Origin of the sequence: Pseudomonas soli (assembly GCF_021283165.2) — a bacterium.
GTDB lineage: Bacteria > Pseudomonadota > Gammaproteobacteria > Pseudomonadales > Pseudomonadaceae > Aquipseudomonas > Aquipseudomonas soli.
The window spans coordinates 990,144-1,005,376 of the sequence record NZ_CP128543.1; the positions used below are offsets into that span (position 1 = coordinate 990,144).

The 15,233-nt window shown below is 62.7% G+C and carries 17 protein-coding genes and 1 other RNA gene; 11 read left to right on the top strand and 7 right to left on the bottom strand.

What is annotated here, in order from left to right:
• Positions 1-10: 10 nt before the first annotated feature.
• Both LU688_RS04425 and zapE read left to right on the top strand, forming a co-directional pair.
• Positions 11-1,360, top strand: a complete 1,350-nt coding sequence (locus LU688_RS04425; protein WP_094010225.1) for a tryptophan--tRNA ligase — start codon at positions 11-13, stop codon at positions 1,358-1,360.
• An 85-nt stretch (positions 1,361-1,445) separates the two neighbouring features.
• Positions 1,446-2,540 (top strand): cell division protein ZapE, encoded by a 1,095-nt coding sequence (gene zapE / locus LU688_RS04430; protein ID WP_023630138.1) that lies wholly within the window; start codon positions 1,446-1,448, stop codon positions 2,538-2,540.
• 49 nt (positions 2,541-2,589) lie between these two features.
• On the opposite strand, the gene LU688_RS04435 is transcribed toward zapE, so the two are convergent.
• Both LU688_RS04435 and LU688_RS04440 read right to left on the bottom strand, forming a co-directional pair.
• The gene (locus LU688_RS04435) at positions 2,590-3,486 is read right to left on the bottom strand and encodes a GlxA family transcriptional regulator (RefSeq protein WP_177182880.1); all 897 of its coding nucleotides are present in this window, start codon (positions 3,484-3,486) and stop codon (positions 2,590-2,592) included.
• 207 nt (positions 3,487-3,693) lie between these two features.
• The gene (locus LU688_RS04440) at positions 3,694-4,734 is read right to left on the bottom strand and encodes an NADP(H)-dependent aldo-keto reductase (protein WP_094010224.1); all 1,041 of its coding nucleotides are present in this window, start codon (positions 4,732-4,734) and stop codon (positions 3,694-3,696) included.
• Between the two features lie 256 nt (positions 4,735-4,990).
• On the opposite strand from LU688_RS04440, the gene rplM reads away from it, so the two are divergent.
• The 7 genes from rplM to LU688_RS04475 all read left to right on the top strand — a co-directional run bounded on the left by rplM (position 4,991) and on the right by LU688_RS04475 (position 9,849).
• Entirely contained in the window at positions 4,991-5,419 is a 429-nt protein-coding gene (gene rplM / locus LU688_RS04445; RefSeq protein ID WP_008097538.1) for a 50S ribosomal protein L13, read from the top strand.
• Positions 5,420-5,433: 14 nt separating this feature from the next.
• Positions 5,434-5,826, top strand: coding sequence for a 30S ribosomal protein S9 (gene rpsI / locus LU688_RS04450; RefSeq protein WP_003260797.1), 393 nt, complete (start codon positions 5,434-5,436; stop codon positions 5,824-5,826).
• 265 nt (positions 5,827-6,091) lie between these two features.
• Entirely contained in the window at positions 6,092-6,685 is a 594-nt protein-coding gene (gene petA / locus LU688_RS04455; RefSeq protein WP_023628711.1) for a ubiquinol-cytochrome c reductase iron-sulfur subunit, read from the top strand.
• Positions 6,685-7,896, top strand: coding sequence for a cytochrome b (locus LU688_RS04460; protein ID WP_023628712.1), 1,212 nt, complete (start codon positions 6,685-6,687; stop codon positions 7,894-7,896). The genes petA and LU688_RS04460 overlap by 1 nt, the downstream gene beginning before the upstream one ends.
• Positions 7,896-8,675, top strand: coding sequence for a cytochrome c1 (locus LU688_RS04465; protein ID WP_023628713.1), 780 nt, complete (start codon positions 7,896-7,898; stop codon positions 8,673-8,675). The genes LU688_RS04460 and LU688_RS04465 overlap by 1 nt, the downstream gene beginning before the upstream one ends.
• A 117-nt stretch (positions 8,676-8,792) precedes the next feature.
• Positions 8,793-9,416 carry a glutathione S-transferase N-terminal domain-containing protein gene (locus LU688_RS04470; protein ID WP_023630220.1) on the top strand — a complete coding sequence of 208 codons (624 nt, stop codon included), beginning with the start codon at positions 8,793-8,795 and terminating at the stop codon, positions 9,414-9,416.
• A 13-nt stretch (positions 9,417-9,429) separates the two neighbouring features.
• Positions 9,430-9,849, top strand: a complete 420-nt coding sequence (locus LU688_RS04475; RefSeq protein WP_094010223.1) for a ClpXP protease specificity-enhancing factor — start codon at positions 9,430-9,432, stop codon at positions 9,847-9,849.
• Positions 9,850-9,905: 56 nt separating this feature from the next.
• Here the strand turns inward: LU688_RS04475 and LU688_RS04480 are convergent, their stop codons facing one another.
• The 5 genes from LU688_RS04480 to LU688_RS04500 all read right to left on the bottom strand — a co-directional run bounded on the left by LU688_RS04480 (position 9,906) and on the right by LU688_RS04500 (position 13,628).
• Positions 9,906-10,124 (bottom strand): YgdI/YgdR family lipoprotein, encoded by a 219-nt coding sequence (locus LU688_RS04480; RefSeq protein ID WP_023630218.1) that lies wholly within the window; start codon positions 10,122-10,124, stop codon positions 9,906-9,908.
• Positions 10,125-10,183: 59 nt separating this feature from the next.
• Positions 10,184-10,762 carry a BON domain-containing protein gene (locus LU688_RS04485; RefSeq protein ID WP_023630217.1) on the bottom strand — a complete coding sequence of 193 codons (579 nt, stop codon included), beginning with the start codon at positions 10,760-10,762 and terminating at the stop codon, positions 10,184-10,186.
• Complete coding sequence (locus LU688_RS04490; protein ID WP_023630216.1) at positions 10,759-11,352, bottom strand: phosphoheptose isomerase; 594 nt, start codon at positions 11,350-11,352, stop codon at positions 10,759-10,761. The genes LU688_RS04485 and LU688_RS04490 overlap by 4 nt, the downstream gene beginning before the upstream one ends.
• A gap of 87 nt (positions 11,353-11,439) precedes the next feature.
• Positions 11,440-11,811 carry a YraN family protein gene (locus LU688_RS04495; RefSeq protein WP_094010222.1) on the bottom strand — a complete coding sequence of 124 codons (372 nt, stop codon included), beginning with the start codon at positions 11,809-11,811 and terminating at the stop codon, positions 11,440-11,442.
• Entirely contained in the window at positions 11,811-13,628 is a 1,818-nt protein-coding gene (locus LU688_RS04500) for a penicillin-binding protein activator (RefSeq protein WP_094010221.1), read from the bottom strand. The genes LU688_RS04495 and LU688_RS04500 overlap by 1 nt, the downstream gene beginning before the upstream one ends.
• Before the next feature lie 188 nt (positions 13,629-13,816).
• Here LU688_RS04500 and rsmI point away from each other — a divergent pair, with 188 nt between their 5' ends.
• Entirely contained in the window at positions 13,817-14,692 is an 876-nt protein-coding gene (gene rsmI, locus LU688_RS04505; RefSeq protein ID WP_094010220.1) for a 16S rRNA (cytidine(1402)-2'-O)-methyltransferase, read from the top strand.
• Between the two features lie 67 nt (positions 14,693-14,759).
• Positions 14,760-15,119: RNase P RNA component class A (gene rnpB, locus LU688_RS04510), an RNA gene on the top strand.
• Positions 15,120-15,233: the final 114 nt, after the last annotated feature.

Here is a 15,233-nt window from a genome sequence, read left to right on the forward strand (position 1 = left end):
GCGAACCCCCATGACCACGCGCATCCTCACCGGTATCACCACCACCGGCACCCCGCACCTGGGCAACTACGCCGGCGCCATCCGTCCGGCCATCCTCGCCAGCCAGCAGCCCGGCGTCGACTCGTTCTACTTCCTGGCCGACTACCACGCCCTGATCAAGTGCGACGACCCGCAGCGCATCCAGCGTTCGCGCCTGGAGATCGCCGCCACCTGGCTCGCCGGTGGCCTGGACCCGGCCAAGGTGACCTTCTATCGCCAGTCGGACATCCCCGAGATCCCGGAGCTTACCTGGCTGCTGACCTGCGTCGCCGCCAAGGGCCTGCTCAACCGCGCTCACGCCTACAAGGCGTCGGTGGACAAGAATGTCGAGGCCGGCGAAGACCCGGACGCTGGCGTTACCATGGGCCTGTTCAGCTACCCGGTGCTGATGGCTGCTGACATCCTGATGTTCAATGCCAACAAGGTGCCGGTTGGCCGCGACCAGATCCAGCACGTGGAGATGGCACGTGACATCGGCCAGCGTTTCAACCACCTGTTCGGCCAGGGCAAGGACTTCTTCGCCCTGCCCGAGGCGGTGATCGAGGAGAGCGTGGCCACGCTCCCGGGCCTGGACGGTCGCAAGATGTCCAAGAGCTACGACAACACCATCCCGCTGTTCACCAGCGCCAAGGACATGAAGGATGCGATCTCGCGCATCGTCACCGACTCCAAGGCCCCCGGCGAGGCCAAGGATCCGGACAACTCGCACCTGTTCACCCTGTTCCAGGCCTTCTCCTCGCCGGCGCAATGCGCCGAGTTCCGCGAAGAGCTGCTTCAGGGCCTGGGCTGGGGCGATGCCAAGCAGCGCCTGTTCCAGCTGCTCGACGGCCAGTTGGCCGAAAAGCGCGAGCACTATCACCAGCTGATCGCGCGCCCGTCTGAGCTCGAGGACATCCTTCTGGCCGGCGCCGCCAAGGCCCGCAAGATCGCCACGCCGTTCCTCGAGCAACTGCGCGAGGCAGTTGGCCTGCGTTCGTTCCGCACCACCGTGCAGGCCAGCACCGAGGTGAAGAAGAAGGCCGCCAAGAGCGCCCGCTTCGTCAGCTTCCGTGACGAGGATGGCAGCTTCCGCTTCCGCCTGCTGGCCGCTGATGGCGAGCAATTGCTGCTGTCGCGCAGCTTCGCCGATGGCAAGAGCGCTGGGGCGGTGAGCAAGCAGCTGCAACAGGGCGGCGAGGCCGATGTGCGAGTCGAGGGCCTGGGCTTCTCGCTGTGGCTGAACGGTGAGCAAGTTGCCGACGGGCCGCAGTTCGAGGCCGCCGAGGCCCGTGACGCGGCCATCACCAGCCTGCGCGAGGCCCTGGCGCCACAGGCGGACTGAGTCACTTTGACGCAAGTCTGATTGCCATTAAGCGGGCCGGTCGCTACAGTGACGGCCCGTTTTTTGTTGCCTCGCTAACGAAATCATGACGCCCCTAGAACGATACCAAGCCGATCTGAAACGCCCCGACTTCTTCCATGACGCGGCGCAGGAAACTGCGGTGCGTCACCTGCAGCGCCTGTACGACGACCTGGTACACGCGCAGAACAACAAGCCGGGCGTGTTCGGCAAGCTGTTCGGCAAGAAGGAGCAGACGCCGGTCAAGGGCCTGTACTTCTGGGGCGGCGTGGGCCGGGGCAAGACCTACCTGGTCGACACCTTCTATGAAGCGCTGCCGTTCAAGCAGAAGATGCGCACGCACTTCCACCGCTTCATGAAGCGCGTCCACGAGGAGATGAAGACCCTCAAGGGCGAGAAGAACCCGCTGACCATCATCGCCAAGCGCTTCAGCGACGAAGCCAAGGTGATCTGCTTCGACGAGTTCTTCGTCTCCGATATCACCGATGCCATGATCCTCGGCACCCTGATGGAAGAGCTGTTCAAGAACGGCGTGTCGCTGGTGGCCACTTCCAACATCGTCCCGGACGGCCTGTACAAGGACGGCCTGCAGCGCGCGCGCTTCCTGCCGGCCATCGCCATGATCAAGCAGTACACCGATGTGGTGAACGTCGACAGCGGCGTGGACTACCGTCTGCGCCACCTGGAGCAGGCAGAGCTGTTCCACTTCCCGCTCGACGACGCGGCGCATGAAAGCCTGCGCGCCAGCTTCAAGGCGTTGACCCCAGAGTGCACCCAGGCAGTCGAGAACGACGTGCTGATGATCGAGAACCGCGAGATCCATGCCCTGCGCACCTGCGATGACGTTGCCTGGTTCGACTTCCGCGCCCTGTGCGACGGGCCGCGCAGCCAGAACGACTACATCGAGCTGGGCAAGATCTTCCATGCCGTGCTGCTGAGCAACGTCGAGCAGATGGGCGTGACCACCGACGACATCGCCCGGCGCTTCATCAACATGGTCGACGAGTTCTACGACCGCAACGTGAAGCTGATCATCTCGGCCGAGGTGGAGCTCAAGGACCTGTACACCGGCGGGCGCCTGAGCTTCGAGTTCCAGCGCACGCTCAGCCGCCTGCTGGAGATGCAGTCCCACGAGTTCCTGTCGCGGGCGCACAAGCCGTAAACCATTCCTTTCGTGGGAGCGGGGCAAGCCCGCTCCCACGATAGAAGATTCATGCCTCTTGCATGAACTGCTGCCGATACTGGTTCGGCGACAACTCCGTGTGCTGGCGGAACAGCCGGGCGAAGAAGCTCGCGTCGTCGTAGCCCACCTCGTAGCTGATGGTCTTGATGCTCTTGCGCGTGCTCGACAGCAGGCCCTTGGCGGTCTCGATGCGCAGGCGCTGCAGGTAGTGTAGGGGCTTGTCGCCGGTGGCGCTCTGGAAGCGGCGCATGAAGTTGCGGATGCTCATGCCGTGGTTTCGCGCCACATCCTCGAAGCGGAACTTGTCGGCGAAGTGCTCTTCTAGCCAGTGCTGGATCTGCAGGATGATCAGGTCCTGGTGCAGCTTCTGGCCGCCGAAGCCCATGCGCCCCGGGGTATAGTTGCGCTGCACCTCGTAGAGGATGTCGCGGGCCACCGCGCGGGCCACGTTGGCGCCACAGAAGCGTTCGATCAGGTAGATGTACAGGTCGCAGGCCGAGGTGGTGCCGCCGGCGCAGTAGAGATTGTCGGCGTCGGTCAGGTGCTTGTCCTGGTTCAGGCGGATCTTCGGGAAGCGCTCGGCGAAGCTGCTGAAGAAGCGCCAGTAGGTGGTTGCCTCCTTGCCGTCGAGCAGCCCCGACTCGGCCAGCCAGAACACGCCGCTGGCCTCGGCGCACAGCACCGCGCCACGGGCATGCTGCGCGCGCAGCCAGGGCAGCACCTGCGGATAGCGTTGCAGCAGGTTGTCGAAGTCATCCCAGAAGGCCGGCAGGATGATCACGTCGGCATCATTGAGGCCGCTGTCGACCGGCAACTGCACGTTGCTGAAGCTGTCCACGGGCAAACCGTCCGGGCTCACCAGGCCGATCTCGAACATCGGTTGCAGGCCCAGGCCCAGCTGCTTGCTGTAGCGCAGGCTGGCCAGGTGGAAGAAGTCCTTGGCCTGCATCAGTGTCGAAGCGAACACTTTATCAACGGCCAGGATGCTGACGCGCCGCAGCGACGCCGGGGGTTGGGTAAACATCATTGTCATTGTTCTTATAGGGTAGAGTGGTCAATCACCGGCTGGATCGTCTTATTTTTTGGCGATTGTGTCTACCCCACGAAAGAGCAGTGCAGCGTCTGTGTTGCATCAAGGCGCGGGGTTCGGCTGCTCCTGATGGACCGCCTCGATCGCCGCCAGCAGTTCATCGCCCAGGTTCAACGCCTGGCTGTCGATGTTGCTGCGCAGTTGCTCGAGGTTCGTCGCGCCGATGATGTTGCTGGTCACGAACGGCTGCCGGGTCACGAACGCCAGCGCCATCTGCGCCGGGTCCAGCCCGTGTTCGCGGGCCAGCTGCACATAGCGGCCGCAGGCGGCCACGGTCTGCGGATTGGAGTAGCGGGCAAAGCGGCTGAACAGGGTCAGGCGAGCGTGTTCGGGGCGGGCGCCGTTTTCGTACTTGCCTGACAGCATGCCGAAGGCCAGCGGCGAATAGGCCAGCAAACCACACTGCTCGCGGATTGCCACCTCCGCCAGGCCCACCTCGAAGCTGCGATTGAGCAGGTTGTAGGGGTTCTGGATCGACACCGCGCGGGGCCAGCCGCGGGTTTCGGCCAGGTGCAGGAATTTCAGGGTGCCCCACGGGGTTTCGTTGGACAGGCCGATGTGGCGGATCTTGCCGGCGCGCACCTGTTCATCGAGCACCTCCAGGGTTTCCTCCAGCGGGGTGAAAATGTCCTGGGGCAGGTGCTGGTAGCCGAGCTTGCCGAAGAAGTTGGTGCTGCGCTCGGGCCAGTGCAACTGGTAGAGGTCGATGCGGTCGGTCTGCAGGCGTTTGAGGCTCTCGTCCAGCGCGGCGACGATGTGCTGGCGGTTGTGCTTGAGCTGGCCGTCGCGGATGTGGCTGATGCCGTTGCCGGGGCCGGCGACCTTGCTGGCAAGGATCCAGTCGTCACGGTCGCCGTTGGCGGCGAACCAGTTGCCGATGATGCGTTCGGTGGCGGCGTAGGTCTCCGGGCGCGGTGGCACTGGGTACATCTCGGCGGTGTCGATGAAGTTGATGCCGCTGGCCTTGGCCAGGGCGATCTGGGCGAAGGCCTGGTCCTGGGTGTTCTGTTCGCCCCAGGTCATGGTGCCCAGGCACAGGGCGCTGACGTCGAGGTCGGTACGGCCGAGCTTACGGTATTCCATCGGGTATACGCTCCATGGCAAAGATGAGCATAAAAGCAGGTTGAAATTTTTCCTGCAATCTGGATAATTCTGCCCCTCTCCGTGTGGCGGAAGTGATGCACCACCATGCAGGGAACCCTTGTCGAACATTGGCGTGCCCGACCCGAGCCCCCAAAAGCGTCAGCGTTCGGCTGCGCGCTTGCCCTTGGCAAGCTGTGCACTATCCAGTAAGATTCGCCGTCTATTTTTCGCTGGGCGGCCTCTGAGGCTTTAGAGAATGAAAACTTTTACTGCTAAACCGGAAACAGTAAAGCGCGAGTGGTTCGTAGTCGACGCCGCTGGTCAGACCCTGGGTCGTCTGGCTACCGAAATCGCTAGCCGCCTGCGTGGCAAGCACAAGCCAGAATACACCCCTCACGTTGACACCGGCGACTACATCGTCGTCATCAACGCCGAGCAAATCCGTGTGACTGGTGCCAAGTCTTCCGACAAGATGTACTACTCCCACTCCGGCTTCCCGGGCGGTATCAAGGAAATCAACTTCGAGAAGTTGATCGCCAAGGCCCCTGAGCGTGTTATCGAAACCGCGGTCAAAGGCATGCTGCCGAAGAACCCGCTGGGTCGCGACATGTACCGCAAGCTGAAAGTGTACGCGGGTGCTGCTCACCCACACACTGCTCAGCAGCCTCAAGAACTGAAGATCTAACGGGATAGTTCATTATGTCGGCGACTCAAAACTACGGCACTGGCCGTCGCAAGACCGCAACCGCTCGCGTTTTCCTGCGTCCAGGTACCGGTAACATCTCCATCAACAACCGTTCTCTGGACGTGTTCTTCGGCCGCGAAACCGCTCGCATGGTTGTTCGCCAGCCGCTGGAACTGACCGAAACCGTTGAGAAGTTCGACATCTACGTCACCGTTTCCGGTGGTGGTGTCAGCGGTCAGGCCGGTGCAATCCGCCACGGCATCACCCGCGCCCTGATGGAATACGACGAAACCCTGCGTGGCGCTCTGCGTCGTGCTGGCTACGTCACCCGCGACGCTCGTGAAGTTGAGCGTAAGAAAGTGGGTCTGCGTAAAGCGCGTAAGCGTCCTCAGTACTCCAAGCGTTAATACCGCTTCGGCAGTCGAAAAAAGCCCGGTTCCTTTTTGGAACCGGGCTTTTTTTATGTCTTCAACTAACCTGTCTGCTAGTCCGTGGCCGTTTGTCGCATAGACGCAGATCAAGCAAAGCGAGGGTAGTGGCCCGACGAGCGGGTAATCACCTTGTCAGCGTGTGGATTTGTTCCTTACCATTGCGGCCAATTTTTAGTGCCACAGACGTACCTAAGTAGATGCCTGTTCAAACAGGCCAAGCAAGCTGATGGGAGAGGACTGAATGAGCAATGACGGCGTCAACGCAGGCCGGCGCCGCTTCCTCGTAGCCGCGACATCCGTGGTCGGGGCAGCGGGGGCAGTGGGGGCAGCGGTACCGTTCGTGGGGTCATGGTTTCCCAGTGCCAAGGCGAAAGCCGCAGGGGCACCGGTGAAGGTCAATATCGCCAAGGTCGAGCCCGGTCAGCAGATGGTAGCTGAATGGCGTGGGCAACCTGTATTCATCGTGCGGCGAACGGAGGAGATCCTCGGTAATCTGAAAAAGATCACCGGCGAGCTGTCCGACCCTGAATCCAAGGCGTCGGTGCAGCCTACCTACGTCGACCCGCAAGTCCGCTCGATCAAGCCCGAGATTCTCATCCTGGTGGGCCTGTGCACACACCTGGGTTGTTCGCCGACCTTCCGCCCTGAGGTCGCCCCGGCTGACCTCGGGCCGAAGTGGGTCGGTGGCTATTTCTGCCCCTGCCACGGTTCGCACTACGACCTTGCCGGGCGTGTCTACAAATCCCAGCCAGCGCCTCTAAACCTGCCAGTGCCACCGCACTCGTACGAGTCGGACGAAATCATCGTCATCGGCGTCGATCAGGAGAACGCATGATGAGCAAGTTCATGGAGTGGATCGATGCGCGCTTCCCCGCGACGAAGATGTGGGAAGACCATCTAAGCAAGTATTACGCGCCCAAGAACTTCAACTTCCTGTACTTCTTCGGCTCGCTGGCGTTGCTGGTGCTGGTCAACCAGATCGTCACCGGCGTGTGGCTGACCATGAGTTTCACCCCCTCGGCGGAAGAGGCCTTCGCCTCGGTCGAGTACATCATGCGCGACGTCGAGTACGGCTGGATCCTGCGCTACCTGCACTCCACCGGCGCCTCGGCGTTCTTCATCGTGGTCTACCTGCACATGTTCCGCGGGCTGCTCTACGGCTCCTACCAGAAGCCCCGCGAGCTGGTCTGGCTGTTCGGCATGCTGATCTACCTGGCGCTGATGGCCGAGGCGTTCATGGGCTACCTGCTGCCCTGGGGGCAGATGTCGTACTGGGGTGCCCAGGTGATCATCTCGCTGTTCGGCGCGATCCCGGTGATCGGTGATGACCTGACCCAGTGGATTCGTGGTGACTACCTGATCTCCGGCATCACCCTGAACCGCTTCTTCGCCCTGCACGTGGTGGCCTTGCCGATCGTGATCCTGGGCCTGGTGGTGCTGCATATCCTGGCGCTGCACGAAGTGGGTTCGAACAATCCCGATGGCGTGGACATCAAGAAGAAGAAGGACGAGAACGGCATTCCGCTGGATGGCATCCCGTTCCACCCGTACTACACCGTCAAGGATATCGCCGGGGTCGTGGTGTTCCTCTTCGTGTTCTGTGCCGTGGTGTTCTTCTTCCCGGAAATGGGTGGCTACTTCCTGGAAAAACCGAACTTCGAGCAGGCCAACGCTTTCAAGACCCCTGAGCACATCGCGCCTGTCTGGTACTTCACACCGTTCTACGCGATCCTGCGCGCGGTGCCCGACAAACTGTTCGGGGTAATTGCCATGGGCGCGGCAATCGCGGTGCTGTTCGTGTTGCCCTGGCTTGACCGCAGTCCGGTGCGCTCGATGCGCTACAAGGGCTGGCTGAGCAAGATCTGGTTGCTGGTGTTCTGCGTGGCCTTCGTCATCCTTGGCGTGCTGGGCGTGCTGGCGCCGACCCCGGGGCGTACCTTGCTGTCGCAGGTGTGCACCGTGTTGTACTTCGCCTACTTCCTGCTGATGCCGTTCTACACAAGGCTCGAGAAGACCAAACCGGTTCCGGAAAGGGTGACTGGCTGATGAAAAAGTTTATTGCAGTATGCTTGCTGGCATTGATGCCTGGCCTTTCGTTCGCCGCCGAGCACGGCCTGGAGCTGGACAAGGTCGATATCGACCTGACCGACAAGGCCGCGATGCAGGATGGGGCGCGTACCTTCGCCAACTATTGCATGGGGTGCCATAGCGCCAAGTTCCAGCGTTACGAGCGTGTCGCCGATGACCTGGGGATTCCCCACGAGCTTATGCTCGAAAACCTGGTGTTCACCGGCGCCAAGATCGGCGATCACATGAAAATCGGCATGCAGCCGAACGATGCCAAGACCTGGTTCGGCGCCGCGCCGCCCGACCTCACCCTGGTTGCCCGGGTGCGTGGCAACGACTGGTTGTACACCTACCTGCGCAGTTTCTATGAGGACAAGGCGCGGCCATATGGGGTGAACAACAAGGTCTTCCCCAACGTCGGCATGCCTAACGTACTGGTTGGTCTGCAGGGCAACCAAGTGATTGGTTGCAAGCAGGTGCAAAGCGTGGTCGATGGCAAGAAGCAATACGACCCGCTGACCGGCAGCCCATTGACCCATGAAGCGTGTGACCAGCTGACCGTCGAAGAGAAATCCGGTACCCTGACGACCGAGCAGTTCGACGAGAAGGTCAAGAACCTGGTGACCTTCCTGGCCTATTCGGCCAACCCGGTCAAACTGGAAAGCCAGCGCATCGGTACCTACGTGTTGCTGTACCTGGCTTTCTTCTTCGTGTTCGCCTACTTGCTCAAGCGCGAATACTGGAAGGACGTGCACTGATCACGCAGTAGTTTCTGGTAGTTGAACGCGCCCGGGGTGCCCCAGCGATGTCGCTGGGGCACCCCGGGCGCGTTTTCATTTGCAGTATTACAAGCATCCCGTACGAGGAGGCGCTACATGGGCGCAACCAACAGGTTAGCCTGCTATTCCGACCCCGCTGACCATTACTCCCACCGGGTACGCCTGGTGCTCGCGGAGAAAGGCGTTACGGTGCAGATTATCGATGTCGACCGCAATCGCCTGCCACCCAAGCTGGTCGAAGTGAACCCTTACGGCAGTCTGCCGACCCTGGTCGATCGCGATCTGGCGCTGTACGAGTCGAGCGTGGTGATGGAGTACCTCGAGGAGCGTTACCCGCACCCGCCGCTGATGCCGGTCTATCCGGTGGCTCGCGGCAACAGCCGCCTGCTGATGCACCGCATCCAGCGCGACTGGTGCAGCCTGGCCGACACCGTGCTGGACCCGCGCAGCAGCGAGCCGGCACGTACCCAGGCGCGCAAGGAGTTGCGCGAGAGCCTGACGGGCGTGGCTCCGCTATTCGCTGAAATGGCCTGCTTCATGAGCGAGGAGCAGAGTCTGGTCGATTGCTGTCTACTGCCCATACTCTGGCGCTTGCCGGTGATGGGTATCGAGTTGCCGCGGCAGGCCAAGCCGCTGCTGGATTACATGGAGCGACAGTTCGCCCGCGAGCCTTTCCAGGCGAGCCTGTCTGCTACTGAACGTGAAATGCGCAAGGTTTAAAGAGGAGCCGTTGATGAACTCCAGTCGCCCCTATCTGGTTCGTGCGCTGTACGAGTGGATCGTCGACAACGATTGCACGCCCCATATGCTGGTCAACGCCGAGTACCCGGCGGTCCAGGTGCCACAAGGTTTCGCCAGCGATGGCCAGATCGTCCTGAACATCTCCCCCAGTGCCGTGCGTAGCCTGCATATGGACAACGAGGCGGTGAGCTTCGAAGGGCGCTTCGGTGGCGTGGCGCATACGCTGTATGTGCCGATTGGTGCCATCCTGGGGATCTACGCCCGGGAGAATGGCCAGGGCATGGTCTTCGAGCTGGAGCCGCCGCTCGCGGACGAGGATGACCTTGAGGACGGCGGTGTCGAACCGGATGATGATGGTCCGCCCGAGCCGCCGCGTCCGAGTGGTCGTCCGAGCCTGAAAGTCGTGAAGTAACAGGCAGAAACGAAAAAGGCGATCCGCAGGGATCGCCTTTTTCATTACTGCCGCAATTACAGGTCCTTGATGCTCTGCACCTGGTCCTTGTTGATGCGGGTCGGCTTGCCATCCAGTTGCTTGAACTCGTAGAAGCCGGAGTTGCGGTCGAAGTGCGGCGTGTCGGTGGTCTGCAGTTCGCGGCCATCGTTGAGGGTGATCACGCTCGGAGTGGAGCAGCCGGCCAGGGTGGCGAAGGTGCCGATCAGCAGAGCGGGCAGCAGCAGCTTTTTCATGGGGTACTTCCTGGATCAGAGTGAAAAAGGCGAGCGTCCCGACGCTCGCCAAGGGGTTGTCAGTCGATGTACTCGAACAGCTTGACGATCTTCTGTACGCCCGACACACCTTGCACCACATTGGTGGCAGCGTTGGCCTCTTGCTGTCTTACCAGGCCGAGCAGGTAGACGATGCCGTTTTCGGTGATCACCTTGATGCGCGAGCTGGGCACGCTCTCGTCGGTCAGCATCTGGGTCTTGATCTTGGTGGTCAGCCAGGCGTCGTTGTTGCGCGCCAGGATCGACGACGGCTGAATGACTTGCAGCTCGTTGTGTACCTTCTTGACTCGCTGCACCTGGCCGGCGGTCTGCTCGGCGAGGGACTTGAGATCGGCGCGTGGGGTCTGGCCGGCAAGCAGCACGACACCGTTGTAGCTGCTGACGACGATGTGCGAGCCTTTGTCCAGCTCCGGGTTGGCCTTGGCGATGTTGACCGAGACCTTGGTCTCGATCAGCGAGTCATCGATCTTGCTGCCGATGGTGCGGGTGCCGCGGTCATCCTCGATAGGCGAGTTGCGCGCCGAGGTGAGTACGGAACTGCAGCCCGATACGCCGAGGCACAGGGTCAGGGCCATCAGGCCGATACGCTTGGAGATCATTCTTCACTCCCGAACAGTTGGCTGTCGATCAGGTCGCACAGACAGTGGATCGTCAGCAGGTGGACTTCCTGGATGCGCGCGGTGACCGTGGCGGGGACGCGGATTTCGACGTCCTCGGGCAGCAGCAGCGAGGCCATGCCGCCGCCATCGCGCCCGGTCAGGGCGACGACAATCATTTCGCGGTCATGGGCGGCCTGGATCGCCTGGATCACGTTGGCCGAATTACCGCTGGTGGAGATCGCCAGCAGCACATCGCCGGGCTGGCCCAGGGCGCGGATCTGCTTGGAGAAGACTTCGTTGTAGCTGTAGTCGTTGGCGATCGAGGTCAGTGTGGAGCTGTCGGTGGTCAGGGCGATGGCCGGCAGGCTCGGACGCTCGCGCTCGAAGCGGTTGAGCAACTCCGAGGAGAAGTGCTGGGCATCGCCGGCCGAGCCGCCGTTGCCGCACGCGAGCATCTTGCCGTCGTTGAGCAGGGCGTTGACCATGACCAGGCTGGCCTGCTCGATGTGGGGTGCCAGGATGTCCATTGCCTGTTGCTTGGTGTCGATGCTGGCCTGAAACAGCCGGCGAATTCGGGATTGCATGTCCATCTGGGTGACCTTAAGAGGGGCGGTGGCCTTTGCTACGCGCAACAGTGACCAGCCCGCGAAACATAGAGCTAGAAAATCGAATTGGGTTCAGCACTCGAAGGCATTTTTCAGCCATTGAAGCGGTTGCCCCGCATGCCCCCGGCCCTGCAGGGCGATAACGTCGAAGCGGCAGGGGCGGGTGGCCCAGCGGGGTTCGTGCTGCAGGAAGAGGTTGGCGGCAAGCGCCAGTCGTTGCTGCTTGCGCCCATCGATACTGGCGAGCGCTCCGCCGAACTCCGCATGCAACCGGTAGCGGACTTCGACGAATACTACTGTATCGGCATCGAGCATGACCAGATCGAGCTCGCCCCCCTTGCATCGCCAGTTGCGCTCCAGTAGCCGCAGACCTTGCCCTTGAAGGTATTCAAGGGCGTGATCTTCGGCTGTCTGGCCGGCAAGGCTGGGCGATGCGCCGGGCATCAGCGAGGGGTGTCCGGCAGGCGCTTGACCTGGCCGCCGGCGAATTCGGCCCATGGCAGCTGGCGTTCGATGCGCTGGCTGGGGTTCATGCTCAGGCTACCGGACAGGCCTTCGACGCGGTTGTCCGGCAGCGCTTTGAGCTGGCCCAGGCGCGGAGCCAGGCTGTAGGCGTCGACGCCCATGGCGTACAGGCGGCCGAGGCTACCGGCGGCCTGGGGCCACTGCTGCACGACTTGCTGGCGCAGGCTGTTGGTGGTGTCCAGCAGCCAAGGCGTTTCGCAGAAGCGGATGCCGTTCATGTCGTTGTACTGGTTCACGTCACCGCTGGCGCTGTACAGGTTGGAGGTGGCGTAGACCGGCACGTCGCCGGCGTACTGGAAGTTCAGTGTCGGCTTGATCTGCTGGGCCTGCTGCGGCGTCGAGGCGAGGAAGATGAAGTCGATGTCCTGGCGGCGCGAAGGCTGCGCGGCGATGGTGCCGCCGACGGTGCTCTGCAGGCTCTTGGCGCGGCCTTCGCTCTGGCGCAACTGGAACAGATCGGCGATCTGCTGGGCAAGGGCGACGGGCTGGGCGATGCGCTGCGCGGTGATCAGGGTGCCGCCATTGCCTTCCCAGTCCTGGCGGAAGGCGGCGAGCACGCGGTCGCCCCATTCACCGCTCGGTACCAGGGCCACGGCGCGAACCATGCCGTCGGCGCGGGCACGGCGTGCCACTTCGCGGGCTTCGTCCTCGGCGGCCAGGCCGAACTGGAACAGCTGTGGCGGCGCTTTTTGGCCGGCGTCGGCGTAGTTCAGGGCCAGGGTGGTGATAGGCAGTTGCGGGTAGGCGGCGAGCTTCTTGACCAGCGGCTTTTCCAGCGGGCCGACCACCAGTTGCACGCCGGCAGCCTGGGCCTGACGGTAGAAGTCGTCGAGCGAGGTGATGCGCGAGCTGTCGAACACTTGTACCGCAGGGGCGGGCTGGCCACCTTGCTGGGCCTGGAAGTGAGCGGCCATGAAGCCGTCACGCAGCGCACGGGCGACACCGGCCAGTGGGCCCTCCTGGGGCAGCAGCAGGGCGATCTTGGTCAGTGGCTGGCTGGCCAGCTCCTTGAGCTTGACCAGGGCTGTCGGCAATTGCTTGGCTGCCGGGTGTTCGGGGTGCTGCTGGCGCCAGGTGTCAATGGCGGCCTGTTGCTGTTCCAGGGTGCCGGCGCGCTTCACGGCCAGGGCCAGGCTGGTCCAGCCGGCCAGGGTCTCGTCGGCGGCCGGCTGCTGCAGTTGTTCGGCGGGCAGCGAGGCGACCAGGGCCCAGATCGCGTCATTGTTGGCGCTGGCGGCCTGGCCGCTGAGCAGGGGGGCCAGCAGCGCGCGCTGCTGGGCGGCGGCCAGGGCCTGGCCGTCGGCTTCGAGGGCTGCGGCATGAACGCTGTAGGTGCGGGCCTGCTGCTCGGTCGGCAGTTCGCCGACGCGCTGCAGGCTCGGGTGGGCGAGGGCGGTCAGGGCGGCCTTGGGCTGGTTGCGGCTCATGGCGAGCTCGGCGGCCAGGGTGGAGGCGAACACCTGCTGGGCGGGCTTGAGCGGCTCCAGCGGGACCTGCTCGAGAATCCGCGCGGCGCGCGGGAAATCCTTTTGCTTGTATGCCAGGTCCGCGGCGCTCAAGCGCAGCAGGGCCGCATCCTCGGCGGACTTGCTGGAGGCCGCCTTCTCGAGCAGTTGCTCGATGCTGGCGTCCGGGGTGCGTGGCAGTTCGCCCAGGCTGGATGAGGGCGAGCTGGCGCAGGCTGCCAGCAGGGCAGCAAGGCAGAGGGCTGTGAGCAGCCGCAGACAAGCGATCATGTAAAGGTCCTGTTACTCGATCAAGTTGGCCGGCAATTGTACCCAAGCGGGGGGCACGGCGCGATCTCGCCGACACTGAACCTTCACTATAGGTGGCCCGTGGTGTGCCCGGGGCGAAGTTCTTTGCGCCCTGTTACCGGTGCTCGGGCTACAATGGCGACCTTTGATCCGGAAAGCAGGTGTGCGCAGTGACTGATGTTGCAGGGGTTTCGAAATCCACGTTGGGCAAGCTTTACGTCGTTGCCACGCCCATCGGCAACCTCGACGACATGAGCGCCCGGGCGCTGAAGGTGCTGGCGGATGTCAGCCTGATCGCCGCCGAGGACACCCGCCACTCGGTGCGTCTGCTGCAGCATTTCGGCATCGACACGCCGCTGGCCGCTTGCCATGAGCACAACGAGCGTGACGAGGGCGGGCGCTTCATCACTCGCCTGCTGGCCGGCGACGATGTGGCGCTGGTGTCCGATGCCGGCACGCCGCTGATTTCCGATCCGGGCTATCACCTGGTACGCCAGGCGCGTGCTGCGGGCGTGCAGGTGGTGCCGGTGCCGGGTGCCTGTGCGTTGATCGCCGCGCTGTCGGCGGCGGGGTTGCCGTCGGACCGCTTCATCTTCGAAGGCTTCCTGCCGGCCAAGGCCGCCGGGCGCCGTGCGCGTCTGGAGCAGGTCAAGGAAGAGCCGCGCACCCTGATCTTCTACGAGGCGCCACACCGGATCCTCGAGTGTCTGGAGGACATGGAGGCGGTGTTCGGTGGCGATCGACCGGCGCTGCTGGCGCGTGAGATCACCAAGACTTTCGAGACCCTCAAAGGCTTGCCGTTGGCCGAGTTGCGCGCATTCGTCCAGGGTGACAGCAATCAGCAGCGTGGCGAGTGTGTGGTGCTGGTGGCCGGTTGGAGCGCGCCGGAGGGCGAGCAGGCGATCAGCGCCGAGGCGCAGCGGGTGCTGGATCTGCTGCTGGCCGAACTGCCGCTGAAGAAAGCAGCGGCGCTGGCGGCCGAGATCACCGGGGTGCGCAAGAACCTGCTCTATCAGTTGGCCCTGGAAAAGCAGAAAGCCCATTAGTGGCATAATGGTATTAATGGTCGCGCCGCTTGTTCTTGAGCGCTGCTACCGGTAACCTTGGCGGCGGAGAGTCGATCGGACAGTCGCTGCCGTCTTTTGTTCCGCAAAAGGCGGGGGAGGAAAGTCCGGGCTCCATAGGGCAGAGTGCCAGGTAACGCCTGGGAGGCGCGAGCCTACGGAAAGTGCCACAGAAAACAACCGCCTAAGCACTTCGGTGCCGGTAAGGGTGAAAAGGTGCGGTAAGAGCGCACCGCACGGCTGGCAACAGTCCGTGGCTAGGTAAACCCCACTCGGAGCAAGACCAAATAGGGTTCCATACGGCGTGGCCCGCGTCGGAACCGGGTAGGTTGCTAGAGGCGTCCAGTGATGGCCGTCGTAGAGGAATGACTGTCCTCGACAAAACCCGGCTTACAGATCGACTCTCCACCTCTTCCTTTCCTGCTTGAATCGATAGCAGATGCGTCCTGGTAATACCGAAAAAATCTTACTCTTAATAAATTACTTTAACTTCTCACTCTATCCGCTTGAGTGTGTTTGATTT